This window comes from Pseudomonas sp. 21615526, from assembly GCF_013386245.1.
In the GTDB taxonomy this organism is placed as follows: Bacteria; Pseudomonadota; Gammaproteobacteria; order Pseudomonadales; family Pseudomonadaceae; genus Aquipseudomonas.
On sequence record NZ_JACAOM010000014.1, the window covers coordinates 1 to 20798 of the forward strand.

The following is a 20798-nucleotide window of genomic DNA, read 5'->3' on the forward strand; positions in this document are numbered from 1 at the left end:
GAGGGCATTCTGAATGAACGCGGCGCTCTCAGGTTTTTCGCGAGCAAGCCCGCTCCCACAGAAAAGCAGATCTGTTTTCGCTCTGGTCTTTGCTTTTAACACTCAAGCCCGCCGGGAGGCCGCTGTGCTCTTGCTTTTGATCCCCAATAAGTCCGAGGCCGAACGCAGGTATTGCGGAGCGGCGGCCCGCGGAGCAATGCCGTTTGGTGGACTTTGCCGCTTTTGCAAAGTGACTCGCTGTAAGAGCGAAACCATACGCCGCCGTTACCCAAATAACGGATATGTACCCAATCACTGAGCTGGCTTGCAGGCCATGGCATCAGGTTTTTGCAGCCAACTCCCGCAGCACCTTGAGCAATGTGGTCTCACCCTTAACCACGTCCGCCTGCTCAAAGCAGATCCAACCTTCGTTAAACCCATCAATCATGCGCATGCGCGGCATTGGATTCTGCGCGCCTTGCTCACGAAACATCGGCTCCCACGCATCGCGAGGCACCACCTGTGCTGTCACACCACGACCAAGCACTTCGGTCAACGTGCGAGCGATGTCGTTCGGGCTGACCCATTGGCCTTCCAGCTCAACTACCCGATGCCCACTCCAGTGCTGCTGTAACAATTGCGCGGCAAGGCGGCCGACGTCGGCAGTAGCGATCATCGGCACGGTCTTATCCAGCGGTTGCAGGAAGCTGTTGATCACCCCGTGCTCGCGGGCGGCCAGCACGTCATAGGCCGAGTTCTCCATAAACCAGCCCGGACGCAAAAAGGTCACCGGCACGTTCAACGCGCTCAGCGCCTGTTCCATCAAGGTGCGTTGGGTCAGCAGATTCAGGTGCTCGGCCTGGGCGCCGATGGTCGACAGGCAAACAACTTTCTGCGGGGCCGCCGCTTCAATGGCCTGAGCGACGGCGGCAATCACCTTGCGCGCCTCGGGAAAACCCGGCTCCGGGTCGAAATCCGAAGGCGGCAGGATGAACACGCCGGTGGCACCCTTGAATGCTTCAGTGAGGGCCGCAGCGTCGTCCATATTGGCGATGGCGACCTCGCAACCAAGGGCGGCCCATACGGCGCCTTTGCTGGCATCGCGAATGACTGCGCGCACGGGTTGACGATCGTTGAGGAGAAAGCGCGCGAGGGCGCCGCCAACTTTGCCTGTGATTCCGGTGATGACATACATGGTGTTTACGCCTGTTGTTCCAATGTGTGGATCAAGCATAAACACCGCCCTGGATTGACAGAATAGCGATCCCGTCACTGCATCAGTGACTCAGAATCATGAATCACTCAGTGGTGGCAATCGGCGTTTTACCGGGGTTTTCTTGACGATGGCGGTGTTGGTTTCGGCGTAAGCGTTGAGCTTATCCAGCAGTGTGTCGAGTTGGTCCATGGTGCGCACATGCAGGCGTGCGATGAAGCAGTCATCGCCGGTCACCTTGTCGCATTCGGTGAACTCGGGGATTGCCTGGATCTGGCGCTCCACCTCCTGCAGTTTCCCGGGCAGCGGGCGAATGCGCACGATGGCTTGCAGCAGGTAGCCGAAATGTTTGGGGTCGATGTCCACGGTGTAGTTCTTCAATACGCCGCGCTCTTCCAGGCGCCGCAGCCGCTCGCCGACGCTGGGGGAGGACAGGCCGGTGATACCCGCCAAGGCCTTGAGGGACAGGCGCGAATCGTCCATCAGCGCTGCGATCAGTTGCTGGTCAATGCTGTCAATCATGGTCGCTCCGAAAGCGATTGCTCAGGTTTGCCTAATAAGAATAGGCGAAATGCAAGGTTCGCCTTATTTAGAATCTGGAGTCGCTACAGGCCAGATTGCCATAATTGAGCCTCACTTGAGGAGCTCAATCATGGACAAATCCATACGTCGCGGTTCATGGGAAATGGTCGCCGCCATGCTCATATCCGGCACCATCGGCTGGTTCGTGCTGGTATCGGGGGTGCCGGTGGTCGAAGTGGTGTTCTGGCGTTGCGTGATCGGCGCGCTGACGTTGCTGGTGGTGTGCTGGCTGCTCGGCTATCTGCGCCTGGACTTGCTGGACTACCGCAAACTCGGGCTGGCGATGCTCAGCGGCGTGGCGATCGTGGGGAATTGGTTGCTGCTGTTCGAGTCCTACGCCAGGGCATCCATTTCCATCAGCACGGCGGTGTATAACGTCCAGCCGTTTATGTTGGTGATGCTGGCGGCGGTGTTCCTGGGGGAGAAAATCACCTTGCAAAAACTTGTCTGGTTGAGCGTGGCTTTCGTCGGGATGCTGGCGATTGTCACCGCCCATGGCAGTCAGCAAAACACTGGGGATGACTACCTGGTGGGGGTGGCATTGGCCCTGGGCGCAGCGTTTCTGTACGCAATTGCGGCGCTGATCATCAAACGCTTGAAGGAAGTACCACCGCATCTGATGGCGTTGATCCAGGTGACCACGGGCGCCTTGCTGCTGGCACCGCTGATGCAGTGGCACAGCCTTTCGGCGTCGATGGATGCCTGGGCCGCATTGCTGACCCTGGGCATGGTGCATACGGGCTTGATGTACGTGTTGCTGTATGGCGCGATCCAGAAGCTGCCGACGGCAATTACCGGGGCGCTGTCATTTGTCTACCCGATCGCAGCAATCTTCGTCGACTGGATTGCCTTTGGGCATCGGCTGGGCTGGATGCAATGGCTGGGCGTGGCGGCCATTCTGCTGGCGGCGGCGGGATTGCAGCGGGGTTGGTGGTGGCGTTCGAAAACAGTGATGAGCGTCACGCCGTAGCATGACGCTCACCGGCGACTCAATGTGCGCCGCGCGGGATGGTCTTGAGCAGGTCATCCGGGCTGATATAACCCACCACGCTGCCCGGTTGCGGCAGGCCGAGGATGTGGCCCTTGATCTTGCCGATCACGTGCATCTCGCAAGGCTTGCAGTCGAACTTCAGCGTCAGCACTTCGTCGCCGTGGATCAACTGCATCGGCGCGACCTTGGTCTTCACCCCGGTCACCCCCTTGGCCTGTTTGGGGCACAGGTTGAACGAGAACCGCAGGCAGTGCTTGGTGATCATCACCGGCACTTCGCCAGTTTCTTCGTGGGCTTCATACGCCGCATCGATCAGTTGCACACCGTGACGGTGATAGAAGTCGCGGGCCTTCTGGTTGTAGACGTTGGCCAGGAACGACAGGTGCGATTCCGGGTACACCGGCGGCGGCGTGGTTTCTGCCTTGCGGCCGCCCCGTGGATGGGCCTGGATACGCGCCTCGGTCAGCGCCTCGATCACTTCACGGCGCAGGGCCTTGAGCTGCGAGTTCGGGATGAAGAACGCCTGCGGCGCATCCAGCTCGATCGCAGTGGCGTGGTACTGCGTGGTGCCCAGTTGGCCCAGCAGGTCACGCAGGGTTTCCAGGGCCTGTTCCGGCTTGTTGGCCACGCCAAACGGGCCGGGCAGGGCAACGCTGGCGCTGATGCCTTCTTCGCTGGTGACGGTCAGTTCCAGGCGATCTTCCTGCAGGCGAGCCGCCCATGACACGCCGATCCGGCGTTCGGCGGAAGTCTTCAGCAAAGCCTGCTGCCAGTTATGGTCCAGGTTGCGGTTCAACGGATGGTTCGGGCGCAGTTGGTGCAAGCCTGCCGGCATCTCGTTGGGTTCGACGCGGTAGCGATAGCGCTTCTCGCCGTCTTCTTCGAACTCACCTTTTGGCTCGGCGATGTTGGCGCGGAAACCCACCACTTCACGCTTGATCAGCACATTGAGGCCGTCGCCATTGGACAGCGGCTCATGGGTGACCACTTGCAAGTCACGCTTGCCGGCTTTTTCCACCACCCCCACCGGCAGGCCGGTAAAGGTTGGGGTGTCGAAGGCGCCAATGTCGACCTTGCGGTCGGTGACGAAGTAGTCGGTGCTGCCACGGTGGAAGGTCTTTTCCGGGTCCGGCAGGAAGAAATGCGCGGTGCGGCCGCTGGAGGCGCGAGCCAGGTCCGGGCGGTCTTCAAGAATCTCGTCCAGGCGCTGGCGGTAATAGGCGGTGATGTTCTTCACATAGCCCATGTCCTTGTAGCGGCCTTCGATCTTGAACGAACGCACGCCGGCATCCACCAGGGCGCGCAGGTTGGCGCTCTGGTTGTTGTCTTTCATCGACAACAGGTGCTTTTCAAAGGCAACCACACGGCCCTGGTCATCCTTGAGGGTGTAGGGCAGGCGGCAGGCCTGGGAGCAATCGCCACGGTTGGCGCTGCGGCCATTCTGGGCGTGGGAGATGTTGCACTGGCCGGAGAAGGCCACGCACAAGGCACCGTGGATGAAGAACTCGATGGCGGCATCGGTTTCATCGGCAATCGCACGGATTTCCTGCAGGTTCAGCTCACGGGCCAACACCAGCTGCGAAAAACCGGCCTGGTCGAGGAACTTGGCCCGGCCCAGGGTGCGGATGTCGGTCTGGGTGCTGGCATGCAGTTCGATGGGCGGGATATCCAGCTCCATCACCCCCAGGTCCTGGACGATCAGCGCGTCGACGCCGGCATCGTAGAGCTGGTGGATCAGCTTGCGCGCCGGCTCCAGCTCGTTGTCGTGCAGGATCGTGTTGATGGTGGTGAACACCCGCGCGTGGTAGCGCCGAGCGAACTCCACCAACTGCGCGATATCGCTCACGTCGTTGCAGGCGTTATGGCGCGCGCCGAAACTCGGGCCGCCGATGTACACGGCGTCGGCGCCATGCAAGATGGCCTCGCGGGCGATGGCAACATCGCGGGCAGGGCTGAGCAATTCCAGGTGATGCTTGGGCAAGGACATAGTTTTTTTAGTCAGGCTTGTCACGGAGGCGGGCATTGTAGCTGCGAAATGCGCTATCGACATCTATCAAGCCCCAGGTGTGCTCCCAAATTGGAATGCACTCAACGGTGGGAGCCGGGCTTGCCCGCGATGCAGACACCGCGGTGTATCAGTGACACCGCGGCGATCCCATCGCAGCCTCGCTGGGGCTCGACAGCTCCCACATCTGATCATCGTTGGTTGATATAGAGCGTTTGGCTCAGCCCTTGGCGGCCATCGCAGTGACTTCAACCCGCATGCCTTCGACGGCCAGGGCGGCAACACCAACCGCCGCACGCACCGGCCAGGGCTTGGCGAAGTAGCGCTTGTAGACTTCATTGAAAGCGGCGCGGTCGGCCATGTCGGTCAGGTAGATGGTCAGGTGCATGACCCGGTCAATCGAACTGCCGGCACGTTCGAGCGCAACCTTGAGGGCTTGCAGGGTGCATTCGCTTTGCAGGGTGATGTCGCCAAGCTCCAGGCTGCCGTCGGCGCGGGTAGGGATTTGCGTGGAGACGAGGATGCCGTTGAAGCCGATGACGTCGGAGGAGATGGAGTCCGGGTCGAGATCGGGGGTGAAGGCGAGGTCGTGGTTGGCCATGGGATTCCCTTGGGTGACATCAGAAAGAAGGCCGATATGGTCCCCGAAAAAAAGGCCCGGGGCAAACCCGGGCCTTTTCGGCGAAGCAGCAAGGTAAAACGAAAGTCCACGATCAACCGTGTTTGTTTAACTAGCCTGTTGTTTCGTGGATAGTTTAATTGCCAATAGTTGCGTGCGCAGGTGCACTGCCGATTAAACTCGATTAATTAAAATTCACTGTGCATATGCGCACGCTGCTGTAGTTTTAACCCTGTCTTAGCCGCTCTGCTTCGACAACATCCTTTGGTTTGCCGCCGCAGTCTCTGCGGCGGATTTTTTATGGGCGCTGATGTATATATATTTAACTTATTTATAAAGTGGCACTTTGATAGTTGGTTGAATCAAACTATCAGTACACCAAGAGAGGCTTGTGCCTGCCCCATTTCGCACAACTGCTGTGCAAGATGAGGGATTAATCCACCGCCGCTGAATGCCTATAGTTCTTTCACCGCCGCAGCGCCCCACGGGGCATGCGAAATCCAGTCGTAGATTGAGGTGATCATAATGAATAGCGAATTCAAGCCTGACGTGGCCGATACCCAACTGCAGCACCTGCTCGATGCCGAATACTTTGAATACAGCAAGGCTGCCAATCCCATCAGCGCCAACCTGATCACGCGCATTCCCTATCACAGCTTCCCGGCCTCGCTGTACGACAGTGGGCCCTCTAGGGTAGTGCCGCTGGACCTCAGCGATGCCTTGGGTTGCGAAGGTCCGGCCACCGGTCCGGGGCTGTGTGCGAACTTCATTCGCCTGAACGCCGGCGATACGCTGGAACTGCACCCCAACGCCACCTCACAGGTGTTTTATGTCATCGCCGGGCAGGGCAGTGTGGTTCAGGGCGCGCACCGCATCGACTGGACCAAAGGCTGCTTCATTGCGCTGCCAGGTCTGCAGCAAGCGCGGTTCAGCGCATCAGAGGATGCGCGCCTGTATTACGTCCACGATGAGCCGCTGTTGCGTTACCTGGGCGTGACCCGCAGTGCCGATCGCTTCGTGCCGACGCTGTATCCCGCGGAGCTGGCCAACGCAAAACTGCGGGAAGCGGCCGATGATCCCCGCGCCCAGGACCGTAGCCGTATCAGCATCCTGCTGGGCAATCGCAACTTCCCGCAGACCCGTACCGTGACCCATGTGCTTTGGGCGATGTATGGGATTCTGCCCGCCGGCTCGATTCAGAAGCCCCACCGACACCAGTCGATTGCGCTGGATTTCATCATTGATTGCCCCAAGGGCTGCTATTCGCTCGTGGGCACCGAACTGGACGCCGATGGGCAGATCCGCAACCCGGTGCGGGTCGACTGGTCGCCGGGCCTGGCGTTCGTGACGCCGCCAGGTTACTGGCATGCCCACTTCAATGAGTCCGACACGGAAGCCTTCCTGATTCCGATCCAGGACGCCGGGCTGCAAACCTATCTGCGGTCGCTGGATATCCGCTTCAGTTGAAACGTTTCCAGTGCGGTGATTCGCCCATCTGCTCGACGATAAAGTCGATGAAGCACCGCACTTTGGAAGACACGATGCGCTTGGGTGGATACACGAACCACACCGCCGATTCACGGCCTGCGATGCGGATCTCCCACTCAGGCAACCACACCAGCAACTCGCCGGTTTCAATGGGTTTGGCTACCAGCCAGTCGGGCAGCAAGGCAAATCCCAGGCCCTGTTGTGCGGCGATCAATTGTGCGTCCAGGTCGTTGATCCGGATGCTGTCTTTATGCACCAGCGGTGACACCTCACGCCCGTTGGCAAATGCACTGTCAGCCGCCCCCAGAATCGCCGGCATGGCAGCCAGGTCGGCAGGGTTGACCGGCGCCGGATACTCCCGGCAAAACGCCGGGCTGGCCACCAGCCGGTAGCGCTCATCGCAGATCTTGCGTGCCTTCAAGGTGGAATCCGCCAGGGTGCCAATGCGGATCGCCAGGTCCGCGCCGGCATGAATCAGGTTGACGTGGCTGTCGTCCAGCACCAGTTCCAGCTTGATCTGCGGGTAGCGGGCCAGGAAGGCATTCAAGGTGGGAAGGATATGGTGGCGGGCAAAGGCGGGCGGCAGGTTGAGCTTGAGCACGCCCCGTGGTTGTTCGTTCAGCGCGGAGGTGGCCGCCTTGGCTTGTTCCAGCTCGTCCAGCACCCGGCGTGCGTGCGTCAGGAATGTCTGGCCACCCTCGGTCAGGTGCAGCGTACGGGTAGAGCGGTTGAACAAGGCGATGCCGAGGTCCTGTTCTAGGTCCTTCACGTAGCGTGAAACCGTGGAAGCCTTGATGCCAAGCCGGTCGGCGGCACGGGAGAAGTTATTGCCCTCGGCGGCTTCGACAAAGGCGGTTAACGCAGCGAAGTAATCCAAGGGCGGCCTCGACTTGACGGTGGGTTGCCTGGCGCTACAGCGGCGTCAGCACGTTCATCACGGTGTCCAGCGCCACCCGGGTATCGTCCAGTTGCACCAGGGAGGCATGCCGCGCGCCGAGGGCGTCACGGTTCTTGATCGCCGTGAGAATCGCCTTGTGCCGGGGCAGGCTGAGGCCCTGGATGTCGGGGCGGCGGTTGGTGATGTTGATGGACTCGCGAAGTGGCAGCGACAGCATGTTGCACATGTAGGCCAGCAAGTCGTTGCGGGTCGCATCGGCAATCGCCCGGTGGAAGTCCAGGTCGGCCTGCAGCAACGTTTCGTGGGTATTGGCGGTTTCCATGCCGAGGTAGGCTTTTTCGATGGTGGCGATGTCGGCGTCGGTGGCGGTGGTCGCGGCCATCGCGGCGATTTCCGGCTCGAGGATCCGGCGCACACCGGCCAGGGTGTTGAAAAACTCGCTGTGGGGTGTCGACTGCATCAGCCAGGTCAGCACGTCCGGGTCCAGCAAGTGCCACTGCACCCGTGGGCGCACCACGGCGCCAACCTTGGGCTTGGAAATCACCAGGCCCTTGGCGCTGAGCACCCGGGTCGCCTCACGCAATACCGAGCGGCTGACCTTGTACTCCTCGCACAAGGTGGCCTCCATGGGCAACCGTTCTTCCGGCTTGAAGCGCCCGGAAACGATGTGCATGCCCAAGTCCTGGACGATTTGGGCGTGCATGCTCTTGCGCGGCTTGGTCGGCTGCTGATCCATAACAGGGAGGCTACTCTGGCGAAATACGCGGCATCATAACATTGCTCCCGTCCCAATTAGTGGGAATGACGCGGCACTTCGGCGCCACGGCAGCCCACCAGGAAGTCGAAGTCGCAGCCCTGGTCTGCCTGCAGTACGTGGTCGATGTACAACTGGCGGTAGCCCCCGACAATCAGCTGCTGCGGCGGCGCGAGGTCGGCCATGCGCGCCGCCAGTTCGGCGTCCGGTATATCCAGGTGCAGGCGGCCGTTGGCGCAATCAAGTTCGATCCAGTCGCCTTCCTTGACCGTCGCCAATGGACCGCCGGCCGCGGCTTCCGGTGCCACGTGCAGCACCACGGTGCCGTAGGCCGTGCCGCTCATGCGCGCATCGGAAATCCGCACCATGTCGGTCACGCCCTGGGCCAGCAGTTTGGCCGGCAAGCCCATGTTGCCGACTTCCGCCATGCCCGGATAACCCTTGGGCCCGCAGTTTTTCATCACCAGGATCGAGTTGGCATCCACGTCCAGTTCCGGGTCGTTGATCCGTTCCTTGTACATGTCGAAGTTCTCGAACACCACGGCACGCCCACGGTGCTGCATCAGCTCGGGGCTGGCAGCCGATGGCTTGAGTACCGCACCCAGTGGCGCGAGGTTGCCACGCAGCACACAAATGCCGCCGTCGGCGCGGATCGGGTTGTCGAGGGTGCGGATCACTTCGTCCTGGCCGTAGATCGGCGCTTCCCGGGTGTTTTCGCCGAGGGACTTGCCGTTGACGGTCAAGGCATTCGGGTGCGGGATCAGGTTGGCCTCACCGAGGCGGCGCAGCACCGCCGGCAGGCCGCCAGCGTAGTAGAACTCCTCCATCAGGAAGCGCCCGGACGGCTGCAGGTCGACGATGGTCGGCATGCCACGGCCCATGCGGGTCCAGTCGTCCAGGTCGAGCTCGACGCCGATGCGTCCGGCGATGGCTTTCAGGTGAATCACCGCGTTGGTCGAGCCGCCGATGGCTGCGTTGACGCGAATCGCGTTTTCGAAAGCCTCCTTGGTCAGGATCTTCGACAGCTTCAGGTCTTCACGCACCATCTCCACCGCACGCATGCCGGACATGTGCGCCAGTACATAACGCCGTGCATCCACCGCGGGAATCGCCGCGTTGTGGGGCAGGGAAGTGCCGAGTGCTTCGGCCATGCAGGCCATGGTCGAGGCGGTGCCCATGGTGTTGCAGGTGCCCGCCGAGCGGGACATGCCGCCTTCGGCCGCGAGGAAATCGTCGAGGGTAATGGTGCCCGCCTTGACCTGTTCGCTGAGCTGCCACACCACGGTGCCCGAGCCGATGTCCTGGCCCTTGTGCTTGCCGTTGAGCATCGGCCCGCCGGTGACGACGATCGCCGGCACGTCGCAACTGGCGGCGCCCATCAGCAGCGCCGGGGTGGTCTTGTCACAGCCGGTCAGCAGCACCACGCCGTCGATGGGGTTGCCGCGAATGGCTTCCTCCACGTCCATGCTGGCCAGGTTACGGGTGAGCATCGCGGTGGGGCGCAGGTTCGATTCGCCGTTGGAGAACACCGGAAATTCCACTGGAAAGCCACCGGCCTCGATCACGCCGCGTTTCACATGCTCGGCAATCTGGCGGAAGTGCGCGTTGCAGGGCGTCAGCTCCGACCAGGTATTGCAGATCCCGATGATCGGTTTGCCGTGGAACTGATGATCGGCAATCCCCTGGTTTTTCATCCAGCTGCGGTACATGAAGCCGTTTTTATCGGCGGTACCAAACCAACTGGCGGAGCGCAGGACGGGCTTTTTCTCGGACATGGCTGACTCTCTTATTGTAAGACTATATTGATCCATTCTCGGCTTAACATAGGCGTAAATTCGGGTGTTTGGAAGTGTTGTTGATTAAATAGTATTACTATATAGTCCGATTCAACGAGGCCTGGCCCTGGCGGTTTTCCGCGAGAGGCGACCCGAAACGCTCTATAAAAATAACAATCGGAGACCGCTCACATGAGCCAGGAACAGCGGCTGATACGTCGCATCACGCTGAAACTGATTCCCTTCCTGATCTTGCTGTACCTGATTGCCTACGTGGATCGCTCGGCCGTGGGCTTCGCCAAATTGCACATGGGCGCGGATGTCGGCATCGGCGATGCGGCGTATGGACTGGGAGCAGGGCTGTTCTTTATTGGCTACTTCCTGCTGGAAATCCCCAGCAACCTGATGCTCGACCGTTTCGGCGCGCGGCGCTGGTTCGCACGAATCATGGTGACCTGGGGCGCGATTACCATCGGCATGGCATTCGTCCAGGGCCCCCACAGTTTCTATGTGATGCGCTTTCTGCTGGGCGCCGCCGAAGCCGGGTTCTTCCCGGGTGTCCTCTACTACATCACCCAATGGTTCCCGGTAAGGCACCGCGGCAAGATCCTCGGGCTGTTCATCCTGTCCCAACCCATCGCCATGATGATCACCGGCCCCGTGGCGGGCGGCTTGCTCGGCATGGACGGGATACTCGGCCTGCACGGCTGGCAGTGGTTGTTCATCGTCATCGGCACCCCGGCGATCCTGCTGACCTGGCCGGTGCTGCGCTACCTGCCGGATGGGCCGCAACAGGTGAAATGGATGGACCAGGCGGAGAAGGCCTGGCTCACCGGCGAGCTGGCCAAAGACCTGCAAGCCTACGGCCAGACCCGGCACGGCAACCCGCTGCATGCGCTGAAGGACAAACGCGTGCTGCTGCTGGCGCTGTTCTACTTGCCGGTGACCTTGAGCATTTATGGGCTGGGCCTCTGGCTGCCGACCTTGATCAAGCAGTTTGGCGGCAGCGACCTGACCACCGGGTTTGTGTCGGCAGTGCCCTACATCTTCGGGATCATCGGTTTGCTGATTGTCCCGCGCAGTTCCGATCGCCTGAATGATCGCTACGGTCATCTTGCCGTGCTCTACGTGTTGGGCGCCATCGGCCTGTTCCTCAGCGCCTGGCTGACAGTGCCGCTGTGGCAACTGGCAGCGCTGTGCCTGGTGGCGTTTGCGCTGTTCTCTTGCACGGCGGTGTTCTGGACCTTGCCGGGACGTTTCTTTGCCGGCGCGAGTGCAGCGGCGGGCATCGCCTTGATCAACTCGGTGGGCAACCTCGGCGGCTACATCGGGCCGTTCGTGATCGGCGCCCTCAAGGAGTACACCGGCAACCTTGCGTCGGGCTTGTACTTCCTGGCGTGCGTGATGCTGTTCGGGGTGGTGTTGACCGGGGTGGTCTATCGGTTGCTGGAGCGCAGGCACGTGCTGCCGCCCGACCAGTTCGCCGCCAGCGCCCGTGGCGCCACGCGTACTTAATTGGCAATCAGGAGAACACTCATGGGGTTAGTGCAGTTTGAATTGAACAACGGCGAACGCCGAGTGGGCGTGGTCGACGGCGATCAGGTACGCGAGGTGCGGGCCGCCCGCACGGTACGCGACCTGGCACTCGCCGCCATCGAGGCTGGCGTCACCCTGCAACAGCACATAGACCACCTCGGCCTGGCCGAGAGCCACGACTACGCCAGACTGCTGGCCGCGCAGAAGATCTTGCCACCGCTGGATCACCCGGACCCGGCCCACACGCTGGTCAGCGGTACCGGCCTGACCCACCTGGGCAGTGCGTCGGCGCGGGACAAGATGCACCAGAACGCCAGTGACGAAAGCGCGATGACCGACAGCATGCGCATCTTCAAATGGGGCGTGGAGGGCGGCAAACCGGCTGCTGGCCAGGCCGGTGTGCAGCCGGAATGGTTCTACAAGGGCGACGGCAGCATCGTGGTGCGTCCGGGCCAGCCATTCCCGTGGCCGGCGTTTGCCGAAGACGCCGGCGAAGAGCCGGAAATCGCCGGGCTGTATGTGATTGGTCACGACGGCAAGCCGTATCGCCTGGGCTACGCGGTGGGCAACGAGTTTTCCGACCACGTGATGGAGCGCAAGAATTACCTGTACCTGGCCCACTCCAAACTGCGCAGTTGCAGCTATGGTCCCGAGTTGCGCCTGGGTGAACTGCCCCGGCACCTGGCGGGCACCAGCCGTATCGTGCGCAATGGCGAGGTGTTGTGGCAGCACGAATTCCTCAGTGGCGAAGCCAACATGTGCCACAGCCTCGAAAACCTTGAATACCACCATTTCAAATACACCCAGTTCCTGCGCCCAGGTGACGTGCATATCCATTTCTTCGGCACCGCCACCTTGTCGTTTGCGGACGGCATTCGTACCCGGCCAGGCGATGTGTTTGAAATCAGCCAGGCCGAATTCGGCGCGCCATTGATCAACGGCATTGCCGTGGCCAACAGCGGCGTGGCACCTGGCGGCATAGGCACCCTTTGAAGGAGACAGGCATGACCCGGATTTGTGGCCACAACTACATCGGCGGCCAGCGCAGCGCTGCCGGCAGCATCACCCTGCAGAGCATCGACGCCACCAGTGGCGAGGCATTGCCCTTTGATTTCTACCAGGCCACCGCGCAGGAGGTCGACGCCGCGGCCAACGCCGCCGCTCAGGCTTACCCGGCTTATCGCAGCCTGAGCGCGCAGCATCGTGCGTCGTTCCTGGAGGCGATAGCCGATGAACTGGACGCCCTGGGCGATGACTTTGTCGCCCTGGTCTGCCGCGAAACGGCGTTGCCCGCCGGGCGTATCCAGGGTGAGCGCGGTCGTACCAGCGGCCAGATGCGGTTGTTCGCCAAGGTACTGCGGCGCGGTGATTTCTACGGCGCGCGGATCGACCAGGCGCTGCCGGATCGTCAGCCCTTGCCGCGCCCGGATCTGCGCCAATACCGCATCGGCCTGGGGCCGGTCGCGGTGTTTGGGGCGAGCAATTTCCCCCTGGCCTTTTCCACTGCCGGTGGCGACACCGCCGCCGCGCTGGCGGCCGGTTGCCCGGTGGTGTTCAAGGCCCACAGCGGCCACATGGCCACCGCCGAGCGGGTCGCCGATGCGATCATGCGGGCGGCCGAGCGCACAGGTATGCCCGGCGGCGTGTTCAACATGATCTTCGGCGGCGGTGTGGGGGAAGCGCTGGTCAAGCACCCGGCGATCCAGGCCGTGGGTTTCACCGGCTCGCTCAAGGGCGGCCGGGCGTTGTGCGATATGGCGGCGGCACGCCCGCAACCGATCCCGGTGTTCGCCGAGATGTCCAGCATCAACCCGGTGATCGTCTTGCCCCAGGCCCTGCAAACCCGGGCAGACACCATCGCCCGCGACCTGGTCGCCTCGGTGGTGCAGGGGTGCGGCCAGTTCTGCACGAACCCGGGCCTGGTGATCGGGATTGCCTCGCCAGCGTTCACAGGCTTCACCCAACAGGTCGCCCAACTGATCGGCGGCCAGCCCGCGCAAACCATGCTCAATGCCGGCACCTTGAACAGCTACGGCAAAGGCCTGCACACGCTGCTGGCCCATCCTCGCATCGAGCACCTGGCGGGCCAGACGCAAACCGGCAATCAGGCGCAGCCACAGCTGTTCAAAGCGGACGCCAGCCTGCTGATCAACGGCGATGAAGTGTTGCAGGAGGAAGTGTTCGGCCCCACCACGGTGTTTGTGGAAGTCGCCGACCAGGCCCAACTCGCTGCGGCGTTGCACGGCCTGCACGGCCAATTGACCGCGACGATCATCGGCGAACCGGCGGATTTCACCCAGTTCGGCGAGTTGACGCCGCTGCTGGAGCAAAAGGTTGGCCGCATCCTGCTCAACGGCTACCCCACGGGCGTCGAGGTGTGTGATGCGATGGTCCACGGCGGGCCGTATCCGGCAACGTCGGATGCCCGTGGCACTTCCGTGGGCACCCTGGCGATCGAGCGTTTCCTGCGACCTGTGTGCTTTCAGAATTACCCTGATAGCCTGCTCCCCGACGCGCTGAAGAATGCCAACCCGTTGCGCATTCAGCGTCTGGTAGATGGGCAGCCGTCGCGCGACGCGCTGTAACCGGTACCACCTGAAAACAACAAGAAAGCAGGAGGTTTCATGTCGTGGACCGCAGTCACACCGCACCGGGCTCGGCTGGGCGAAGGGCCGTTCTGGGATGTACCGGGCCAGGCCTTGTATTGGGTGGACATCATCGGCCAGCAGGCCTTGCGCCTGCAGGGCGGGCAATTGCACACCTGGCAATTGCCTGAGCCGGTCTCGGCGTTTATTCCGTGCGCCAGCGGCGATGCACTGGTGACCCTGAGCAGCGGCGTGTATCGCCTCGACCTCGATTCGACGCCGAGCGATCCGCGCCTGACCTTGCTTTGCGTCGCCGATCCGCAACCGGGCAACCGTGCCAACGAAGCCCGCTGCGATGCCCAGGGTCGGCTGTGGCTGGGCACCATGCAGAACAACATCGGCGAGCACGGTGAAGACTTGCCGGTGCTGCGACGTTCCGGCGGCCTGTTCCGGGTCGATACCGACGGGCAGGTCACGCCGTTGCTGCAAGGCCTGGGGATTCCCAACACCTTGCTCTGGAACGACGCCGCCACCCACGTGCATTTCGGCGACAGCCTGGACGGCACGCTCTATCGATACCCGATGACTGAACAGGGCCAGCTCGCACCCGCGCAAGTCTGGTTCGGGCCTCACTCCCGGGGTGGCCCGGACGGTTCGGCCATGGACGCCGAAGGCTATATCTGGAACGCCCGCTGGGACGGCAGTTGCCTGCTGCGGCTGACGCCGGGCGGTGAAGTCGACCGGGTGATCGAGCTACCGGTCAGCCGTCCCACCAGTTGCGTGTTCGCAGGCCCCGACCTCAAGACCTTGTACATCACCAGTGCCGCCAGCCCGCTGGATCACCCGCTGGACGGTGCGGTGCTGGCGATCGAGGTCGATGTGCCGGGGAAAATCTGCCACCGCTTTGCAGGATAACCAACAGGCTGTTTAACGCATTCAAAAACAACAACAAGGAGTCACCCTATGAATCGTCGTCGTGGTATCCGTTCCCTGTGCTGCGCCGCTGTGGCGGTGTCCGCCGTCGGCCTGAGCAGCCTGTTGCTGGCGGCCGAGCCGGTGAAGATCGGCTTTCTGGTCAAGCAGGCGGAAGAGCCCTGGTTCCAGACCGAATGGGCCTTCGCCGAAAAGGCCGGCAAGGACAAGGGCTTCGAGGTGATCAAGATCGCCGTGCCCGACGGCGAGAAAACCCTCTCGGCCATCGACAGCCTGGCCGCTAACGGGGCCAAGGGTTTTGTGATTTGCCCGCCGGACGTGTCCCTCGGCCCGGCGATCATGGCCAAGGCCAAAGCCAACGGCTTGAAAGTGATCGCCGTGGATGACCGTTTTGTGGATGCCAAGGGCAACTTCATGGAAGACGTGCCTTACCTGGGCATGGCCGCGTTTGAAGTGGGCGAGAAGCAGGGCAGTGCCATGGCCACTGAAGCGAAAAAACGTGGCTGGGATTGGAAGGACACCTATGCGGTGATCAACACCTACAACGAACTCGATACCGGTAAAAAGCGCACTGATGGCTCGGTCAAATCCCTGAAGGCCGCGGGCATTCCGGATGATCACATCCTGTACGCAGCCCTCAAGACCCTCGACGTCCCCGGCAGCATGGACGCCACCAACTCGGCGCTGGTCAAGCTGCCCGGCGGCGCGAAAAACCTGATCATCGGCGGCATGAATGACAACACCGTGCTTGGCGGCGTGCGCGCCACCGAAAGCGCCGGGTTTGCGGCGGCGAATGTCATCGGCATCGGCATCAACGGCACCGATGCCATTGGCGAATTGAAGAAAGCCAACAGCGGCTTCTTCGGCTCGATGCTGCCCAGCCCGCACATCGAGGGCTACAACACCGCGAGCATGATGTTCGAGTGGGTCACTACGGGTAAGGAGCCGCCGAAGTACACGGCGATGGATGAGGTGACGCTGATCACCCGCGAGAACTTCAAGCAGGAGCTGCAAAAGATCGGTTTGTGGAACTGATGGCCGCTGACGTTTCCCGGCAGCCCTGCTAACGCCGGTACTGTGGGAGCTGTCGAGCTTCAGCGAGGCTGTGATAGCGGTGGGTCAGGCACCTTGGATATTGATAGTGCCGACGTCATCGCAGCCTCGCCAAAGCTCGACAGCTCCCACAGGTTTAGTCAGCAGAGAATTTCAGCACGGTATTCTGCGTGTAGGTCTGGCCAGGATCGAGACGGGTAGAGGGGAAGCTCGGCTGGTTGGGGCCGTCGGGAAAATGCTGGGTTTCCAGGGTGAACGCACTCCAGTGGGCGTAAGGCGTGCCACCCTTGCCCTTGATCGTCCCGTCGAGGAAGTTGCCGGTATAGAACTGCACGCCAGGCTCGCTGGTATACAGCTGCAAGCGGCGACCGGACTGCGGGTCACGAACGTCGGCGGCCAGTTTGCCGATATCACCCTTGGCATCCAGCACCCAGTTGAAGTCAAAGCCACCTTGTTTAGGTTCGGCGAATTTCAGCTGGGGATGATCGTCCTTGATGTGCTGGCCGATGGCAGTGGGCTTGAGAAAGTCCATCGGCGTACCGGCGACCGGGGCCAGTTCGCCGGTGGGAATCAGGGTGCTGTTGACCGGGGTGTAGTGGCTGGCATGCAGGGTGGCGACCTGCTTGAGCACATCACCGCTGCCGGCGCCGGCGAGGTTGAAGTAACTGTGGTTGGTGAGGTTCAGCACCGTGGGTTTGTCGGTGGTGGCCTTGTAGTCGATGTGCAGTTCGTTCTTGTCGTTGAGGCTATAGGTGACATCGACTTTCAGGTTGCCGGGAAAACCCATCTCGCCGTCCTTGGACAGGTAGCTCAGGGTCACGCCCACCGAATCGTCCTGCTTGACCGGCTGGGCTTTCCACACATGCTTGTCGAAACCTTGCGGGCCGCCGTGCAGCGAGTTCGGCCCGTCGTTGAGGGGCACTTGATAGCGTTTGCCGTCCAGTTCAAAGCTGCCCTTGTCCAGGCGGTTGCCAAAACGGCCGATGGTCGCGCCGAAGAACGCAGTACCGGCCTGGTAGCCCTGGACGTCATCGAAGCCCAGCACCACGTCGGCGAACTGGCCGTGTTTGTCGGGTACTTTCAGCGACTGCAAGACCGCGCCATAGGTGATGACCGTGGCTTGTACGCCATGGCTGTTACGCAATACATACTGCTCGACGGCGGTGCCGTCATTGGTTTTGCCGAAGGGTTTGTGTTCGCTGGACAAGCCAGCCGCCTGAGCGCCCAGGCTGGCCACCGCCAGGGAGAGGCCAAGGCCGGTAAGCAGGAATCGGGATTGCCGCATGACTGAGCTACCTTTATTGTTGTTAATTAAATAGTTCTACTATTTATTCGGCTGCAGGGCTGATTTATAGCCAATATCGCAAAACATGCAATATAAAATAAGACTAAATACAGCGGAGTGACTGCCCCATGAACACTGAAAAACAGCCCGGCGCGCAGGCGATGTACCCGGACCTGCGGGATAAAACCGTGCTGATCTCCGGCGGTGCTTCCGGGATAGGCGAGGCCATGGTGCGTGCCTTCGCACGCCAGGGGGCCAAGGTAGCCTTCGTGGACCGGGCGCAAGGGCAGGGCGACCGATTGGCGGCGATATTGTCGGCCGAGGGCCATGCCGTCGAATTCGCCCATTGCGATATCACCGACGAGATCGCGTACAAGGCCGCGATAGCGTGCCTGGCGCAGAGCCTCGGGCCGATCGACGTGCTGGTGAATAATGCCGCCAATGACGTTCGGCACACCCTGGATGAAATCGACTCGGAGCGGTTCGACCAACTGATTTCGGTCAACCTGAAGCACGGGTTTTTCGCGGCCCGGGCCGTGGTGCCGATGATGAAGGCCGCAGGCGGCGGGTCGATCATCAACCTGGGTTCCATCGGCTGGATGATGGCTTCCAGCGGCTACCCGGTATATGCCGCCAGCAAAGCCGCCGCCCACGGCATGACCCGGGCCCTGGCGCGGGAGCTTGGGCCCAGCCGTATCAGGGTCAATACGCTGGTGCCGGGCTGGGTGATGACCGAGAAACAACTGGCGATGTGGGTGGATGACGCGGCCCGGGAGTTGATCGCCCGCAGCCAGTGCCTGCCGGGCAGTGTGGAGCCGGAACATATCGCCAATATGGCGCTGTTCCTGGCCTCTGATGTATCGGCGATGTGTACCGCACAGAACTTCATTGTGGACGGCGGCTGGGTCTAGGCCGGGGAAGGGTCGCCATCCCGGATGCAACGAATCGCCGCCCGGGGCCTCATACAGTAACGAACGGTGGTTCATATGCAGCCACCGCAACCGACTACTTCATGGGTGCAGGTGATTGATTTATGACGGACGCCGATAAGAAACATGTGGCCTGGCTGGTGGAACAATCGATGCTGCATGCCGCCAAGCAGCGCGCCAGGCTTTATTCGGGGCAAGGCCGGTTGTGGCAACAGCCATATGCCCATACCCGGCCCCGTGATGCTTCAGCCCTGGCATCGGTGTGGTTCACGGCCTATCCGGCGTCCATCGTCACCCGTGAGAACGGCAGCGTACTGGAGGCCCTGGGCGATGAAACCTTGTGGCACGCGCTGTCGAAAATCGGCATCCAGGGCATCCATAACGGCCCGTTGAAACGCTCGGGCGGTCTATCCGGCACCCAGCACACCCCCACCATTGACGGCAATTTTGACCGCATCAGCTTCGACATCGACCCGCAACTGGGCACCGAAGCCCAGCTTCAGGCGCTGGCCCGCATGGCCGCCGCGCACAACGCGGTGATCATTGACGATGTGATTCCGTCCCACACCGGCAAGGGCGCGGACTTCCGCCTGGCCGAGATGGCCTACGAAGACTATCCCGGGCTCTACCACATGGTGGAGATCCGCGAGGAAGACTGGCCGCTGCTGCCCGACATCAGCGAGGGCCGCGATGCGCAGAACCTCAGCCCGCAGCAGGTCGACGTGCTCAGGGACAAGCACTACATCGTCGGCCAGTTGCAACGGGTGATCTTCTTCGAGCCCGGGGTCAAGGAAACCGACTGGAGCGCGACCGATATGGTCATCGGCGTGGACGGCAAGCCCCGCCGCTGGGTGTACCTGCATTACTTCAAGGAAGGGCAGCCGTCGCTGAACTGGCTGGATCCGACCTTCGCCGCGCAGCAGATGATCATTGGCGATGCCCTGCACGCCATCGACGTGATGGGGGCGAAGATCCTGCGCCTGGACGCCAACGGTTTCCTTGGCGTGGAACGAAAACTGGAAGGTAACGCCTGGTCTGAAAGCCATCCGCTGTCCATCACCGGCAACCAGATCCTGGGCGGCGCGATTCGCAAGGCGGGCGGTTTCAGCTTCCAGGAATTGAACCTGACGGTGGACGACATCGCCGCCATGTCCCACGGCGGCGCAGACCTGTCCTACGACTTCATCACGCGCCCGGCTTACCAGCACGCGTTATTGATGGGCGACACCGAATTCCTGCGCCTGATGCTGCGGGAGATGCACACCCTGGGCATCGACCCCGGCTCGCTGATCCACGCCTTGCAGAACCATGACGAGCTGACCCTGGAACTGGTGCACTTCTGGACGTTGCACGCCCATGACACCTACCTCTATCAGGGGCAGACCTTTCCCGGCGGCATCCTGCGCGAGCATATCCGTGAGCAGATGTACGAACGCCTGGCTGGCGAACACGCGCCGTATAACCTGAAGTTCGTGACCAACGGCGTGTCCTGCACCACCGCCAGCATCATCACGGCGGCGCTGGGTATTCGCGACCTTGAGGCGATTACCCCGGCGGATATCCAGCAGATCCGCCAGATTCACCTGCTGCTGGTGATGTACAACGCGATGCAACCGGGAGTGTTTGCACTGTCCGGCTGGGACCTGGTGGGCGCATTGCCGTTACCGGCGCAGGAGGTGGCCCACTTGATGCTGGATGGCGACACACGCTGGATCCATCGCGGCGCCTATGACCTGGTGGACCTGAATCCGGATGCGGAGCAATCCGCCGGGCAGATGCCGCGCCCGAAAACCTTGTATGGCAGCCTGATCAGCCAGTTGGCCGACCCGGATTCATTTGCCTCGCAACTGCAAAGAATCCTCGCGGTGCGCCGAGCCTACGACATCGCCGCCAGCCGCCAGATCCTGGTGCCGGATGTGCAGCACCCGGGGCTGTTGATCATGGTGCACGAGCTGCCGGCGGGCAAAGGTACTCAGATCACGGCGCTGAACTTCGGCTCGACGCCGATTACGGAAACCCTGCACCTGCCCGATATTGCGCCCGGGCCGGTGGTGGACATCATCAATGAGCGGGTGGAGGGCGATCTGACACCCGAGGGTGATTTCACCATCACCCTGGATGCGTATGAAGGCTTGGCGCTGCGGGTAGTGATCTGACCCACTGATCCACTGCA

General features: G+C 61.7%; 17 protein-coding genes. 9 read left to right on the forward strand and 8 right to left on the reverse strand.

What is annotated here, in order from left to right; all coding sequences use genetic code 11:
• Window positions 1-319: 319 nt before the first annotated feature.
• On the reverse strand, window positions 320-1174 hold the full coding sequence (locus HX786_RS05675) for an NmrA family NAD(P)-binding protein (protein WP_178911812.1): 855 nt from the start codon (window positions 1172-1174) through the stop codon (window positions 320-322).
• 96 nt (window positions 1175-1270) lie between these two features.
• On the reverse strand, window positions 1271-1714 hold the full coding sequence (locus HX786_RS05680; RefSeq protein ID WP_003217805.1) for an Lrp/AsnC family transcriptional regulator: 444 nt from the start codon (window positions 1712-1714) through the stop codon (window positions 1271-1273).
• Between the two features lie 130 nt (window positions 1715-1844).
• Here HX786_RS05680 and HX786_RS05685 point away from each other — a divergent pair, with 130 nt between their 5' ends.
• Window positions 1845-2744 (forward strand): DMT family transporter, encoded by a 900-nt coding sequence (locus tag HX786_RS05685; protein WP_178911813.1) that lies wholly within the window; start codon window positions 1845-1847, stop codon window positions 2742-2744.
• A 19-nt stretch (window positions 2745-2763) separates the two neighbouring features.
• Here the strand turns inward: HX786_RS05685 and HX786_RS05690 are convergent, their stop codons facing one another.
• Together HX786_RS05690 and HX786_RS05695 are read right to left on the reverse strand one after the other, a co-directional pair.
• Window positions 2764-4752, reverse strand: coding sequence for a U32 family peptidase (locus HX786_RS05690; RefSeq protein ID WP_102369094.1), 1989 nt, complete (start codon window positions 4750-4752; stop codon window positions 2764-2766).
• A gap of 238 nt (window positions 4753-4990) precedes the next feature.
• Complete coding sequence (locus HX786_RS05695; RefSeq protein ID WP_003217799.1) at window positions 4991-5371, reverse strand: RidA family protein; 381 nt, start codon at window positions 5369-5371, stop codon at window positions 4991-4993.
• Window positions 5372-5914: 543 nt separating this feature from the next.
• Here HX786_RS05695 and HX786_RS05700 point away from each other — a divergent pair.
• The gene (locus HX786_RS05700; RefSeq protein WP_178911814.1) at window positions 5915-6856 is read left to right on the forward strand and encodes a cupin; all 942 of its coding nucleotides are present in this window, start codon (window positions 5915-5917) and stop codon (window positions 6854-6856) included.
• On the opposite strand, the gene HX786_RS05705 is transcribed toward HX786_RS05700, so the two are convergent.
• From HX786_RS05705 to HX786_RS05715, 3 genes are read right to left on the reverse strand one after another with little or no spacing between them, the layout of a single operon-like run.
• Window positions 6849-7754: a LysR family transcriptional regulator gene (locus tag HX786_RS05705; RefSeq protein WP_008433334.1), complete on the reverse strand. Its 906-nt coding sequence runs from the start codon at window positions 7752-7754 to the stop codon at window positions 6849-6851. The genes HX786_RS05700 and HX786_RS05705 overlap by 8 nt on opposite strands.
• 34 nt (window positions 7755-7788) lie before the next feature.
• Entirely contained in the window at window positions 7789-8511 is a 723-nt protein-coding gene (locus tag HX786_RS05710; RefSeq protein WP_003217775.1) for a FadR/GntR family transcriptional regulator, read from the reverse strand.
• 56 nt (window positions 8512-8567) lie between these two features.
• Window positions 8568-10304 (reverse strand): IlvD/Edd family dehydratase, encoded by a 1737-nt coding sequence (locus HX786_RS05715; RefSeq protein WP_017480274.1) that lies wholly within the window; start codon window positions 10302-10304, stop codon window positions 8568-8570.
• Window positions 10305-10496: 192 nt separating this feature from the next.
• Between HX786_RS05715 and HX786_RS05720 the strand changes: the two genes are divergently transcribed.
• Genes HX786_RS05720 through HX786_RS05740 form a run of 5 tightly spaced genes read left to right on the forward strand, consistent with a single transcriptional unit; the run spans window position 10497 to window position 16393 of the window.
• A complete protein-coding gene (locus tag HX786_RS05720) occupies window positions 10497-11819 on the forward strand; it encodes an MFS transporter (RefSeq protein ID WP_087693837.1) in 1323 nt (440 codons plus the stop codon).
• Between the two features lie 21 nt (window positions 11820-11840).
• Window positions 11841-12833 carry an AraD1 family protein gene (gene araD1, locus HX786_RS05725; protein WP_178911815.1) on the forward strand — a complete coding sequence of 331 codons (993 nt, stop codon included), beginning with the start codon at window positions 11841-11843 and terminating at the stop codon, window positions 12831-12833.
• Between the two features lie 11 nt (window positions 12834-12844).
• Entirely contained in the window at window positions 12845-14425 is a 1581-nt protein-coding gene (locus tag HX786_RS05730) for an aldehyde dehydrogenase (NADP(+)) (RefSeq protein ID WP_008433344.1), read from the forward strand.
• Between the two features lie 39 nt (window positions 14426-14464).
• Window positions 14465-15340 (forward strand): SMP-30/gluconolactonase/LRE family protein, encoded by an 876-nt coding sequence (locus tag HX786_RS05735; protein WP_178911816.1) that lies wholly within the window; start codon window positions 14465-14467, stop codon window positions 15338-15340.
• Between the two features lie 48 nt (window positions 15341-15388).
• A complete protein-coding gene (locus HX786_RS05740; RefSeq protein WP_087693833.1) occupies window positions 15389-16393 on the forward strand; it encodes a substrate-binding domain-containing protein in 1005 nt (334 codons plus the stop codon).
• A 154-nt stretch (window positions 16394-16547) separates the two neighbouring features.
• Here the strand turns inward: HX786_RS05740 and HX786_RS05745 are convergent, their stop codons facing one another.
• Window positions 16548-17696 carry an aldose epimerase family protein gene (locus tag HX786_RS05745; protein ID WP_177029048.1) on the reverse strand — a complete coding sequence of 383 codons (1149 nt, stop codon included), beginning with the start codon at window positions 17694-17696 and terminating at the stop codon, window positions 16548-16550.
• Between the two features lie 128 nt (window positions 17697-17824).
• Between HX786_RS05745 and HX786_RS05750 the strand changes: the two genes are divergently transcribed.
• Complete coding sequence (locus HX786_RS05750) at window positions 17825-18607, forward strand: SDR family NAD(P)-dependent oxidoreductase (RefSeq protein WP_003217767.1); 783 nt, start codon at window positions 17825-17827, stop codon at window positions 18605-18607.
• A gap of 122 nt (window positions 18608-18729) precedes the next feature.
• The gene (gene treS / locus HX786_RS05755) at window positions 18730-20781 is read left to right on the forward strand and encodes a maltose alpha-D-glucosyltransferase (RefSeq protein ID WP_178911817.1); all 2052 of its coding nucleotides are present in this window, start codon (window positions 18730-18732) and stop codon (window positions 20779-20781) included.
• Window positions 20782-20798: the final 17 nt, after the last annotated feature.